The sequence below is a fragment of the Pseudonocardia sp. KRD291 genome (genome assembly GCF_019263595.1).
In the GTDB taxonomy this organism is placed as follows: domain Bacteria; phylum Actinomycetota; class Actinomycetes; order Mycobacteriales; family Pseudonocardiaceae; genus Pseudonocardia.
The window spans coordinates 1-2,115 of the sequence record NZ_JADQDD010000490.1; the positions used below are offsets into that span (position 1 = coordinate 1).

Annotated in this window: 2 protein-coding genes; both read right to left on the reverse strand. The window is 73.4% G+C overall.

Annotated features, from left to right (window positions below; all coding sequences use genetic code 11):
• Positions 1-221 precede the first annotated feature (221 nt).
• Positions 222-1,445: a GAF domain-containing sensor histidine kinase gene (locus I4I78_RS32100; RefSeq protein WP_308252479.1), complete on the reverse strand. Its 1,224-nt coding sequence runs from the start codon at positions 1,443-1,445 to the stop codon at positions 222-224.
• Positions 1,446-1,455: 10 nt separating this feature from the next.
• Positions 1,456-2,100 carry a response regulator transcription factor gene (locus I4I78_RS32105; RefSeq protein ID WP_218615265.1) on the reverse strand — a complete coding sequence of 215 codons (645 nt, stop codon included), beginning with the start codon at positions 2,098-2,100 and terminating at the stop codon, positions 1,456-1,458.
• Positions 2,101-2,115: the final 15 nt, after the last annotated feature.

Here is a 2,115-nt window from a genome sequence, read left to right on the forward strand (position 1 = left end):
AGGTCGTCGAGCAGGACCGACAGCGTCGTTCGGACGGGTCGGCTTTCCCGCGGGCCGCGACCATGGCCTCGGCGTGCAGGCCGAGGATCCGCCGGGCGTAACCGGCGTAGCGGCGCCCGGCCCCGGTCAGGCGCACTCCATCTGTCTGCCATGGCTTCACGGTGGGGGCCGACAGTCAGCAGAACAATCGAGTGTTTCGACTGAAGGTTTCGCTGAAATACTTACTGTTCGGGAAGCGGGGCGGTGACCGTGAGGGTCGTGCCGGACCCGCGTCCCGACACCAGCCGCACCGCGCCGCCGATCAGGTCGGCGCGCTCGCGGACCGAGGCCAGCCCGTACCCGCCCCCGCCCGACTCCGGCGGGTCCGCCTGGTCGAAACCGACACCGTCGTCGCAGACCGCGAGCCGGACGTCGCCGTCACCGATCTCCAGGCCGAGCGTGACGCGCCGCGCCCGCGCGTGCTTGAGCACGTTCTGCAGGGCCTCCTGCGCGATCCGGTAGAGCGCGACCTCGACGTGTTCGGGGACCCGGCGCTCGTCCAGTGCCAGCGTCGTGTCGATCCCGGGCAGGTCGCGGGCCAGTGCCGCCAGCGCCCCGCTGAGCCCGAGGTCGTCGAGCACCGGCGGCCGCAGCGCGCCGATCGCGGCCCGTGCCTCCTCCAGGGTGGTCCCGACCAGCTCGCACGAGGACTCCAGGCCGGGACGGGCCTGCGCGGGCTCGCCGCGGTCGAGGAACGTCAGCGCTGCGTCGAGGTGGTAGGACAGCGTCACCAGACGCTGCGAGATCCCGTCGTGGATGTCGCGGGCGAGCCGGCGGCGCTCGGCCTCCTGGGCGGTGATCATTTGCTCGGCGAAGCGTTCGTGGGCCTGGGTCCGGGTGGCCAGCCGCCGGTGCATCCGGGCCTGGTGCAGGGCCCCGGCCAGCAGCCGCCCGATCGCGAGCAGCAGCCGCACGTCGCGGTCGTCGAACGGGCGGCGGGTCACGGTGTGCACGTTGAGCACCCCGGCCAGCCCGGACGGCTCGCTGATCATCGGCACCGAGACCATCGAGACGTAGTCGGCCCCGCGCAGCTCGGGGATCGGCAGGTAGCGCGGGTCGGACTCCTTGTCCTGCGCGATCACCACCGGCTCGCGGTGCTCGGCCACCCAGCCGGTGACGCCGTGACCGAGCGGCAGCCGCACGACCCCGACCTGCGAGTCGAACGGGGGAGTGGCGCCGACCAGGGTGAGCGAGCGGTCGGTGTCGTCGAGCACGTGCACGAAGCACACGTCGGTGGCGGTCGCCTCGGTGATCACCCGCGCGACGGCGGCGGCCATCGGTTCCACGCCGGGCCCGCGGGCGGTCGCCTCGATGATGTCGAGCAGGACCGCGTTCTCCCGCTCCGGGTCGGCCAGCCCGAGACCGCGCGGACCGGTCACGGCCCACCCACGGTCGAGCCGGGTCACCGGAGCGTCCTCACTGGAAGACGCCCTCGCGCAGGGCGGCGGCGACGGCGGCGGTGCGGTCGGCGACGCCGAGCTTGCGCAGCAGCGAGCGCACGTGACTCTTCACCGTCTCGTCGCCGATCACCAGCTGTGCCGCGATCGCCCGGTTCGTGCGGCCGCCGACGAGCAGGGCGAGGACCTCGCTCTCCCGGTGGGTCAGACCCAGGTGCACGCCCGGCCAGTACTCGTCGCGGTCCAGGCGCGCGGCCGAGGCCGCGGCGCGCCCGGCCATCGTCGCGTCGACGACGGTGGTGCCGGTGGCGGCCAGCTCGAGCTGGCGGACGAGCTCCTCACCGCCGATCCGTTTGAGCAGGTAGCCCGCCGCCCCCGCGCGCAGGGCCTGGAACAGGTACTGCTCGTCGTCGTAGACGCTGAGCAGCACGATCTTCTGGCCCGGCACCCGGTCGAGCAGCCTGCGGCACAGGTCGAGCCCGCTGTCGCCGCCCATCCGCACGTCGCAGAGCACGATGTCCGGTCGCAGCGACACCACGACCTCCATCGCCTCCCCGGCGCCGTTCGCGGACCCGACCACCCGGACCCGCCCGGTGAACGGTCCGAGCATCGCCTTGAGCCCGGCGATGACCATCTCGTGGTCGTCGACCACGACCACCCGCAACGGGCCGGGCGGCTC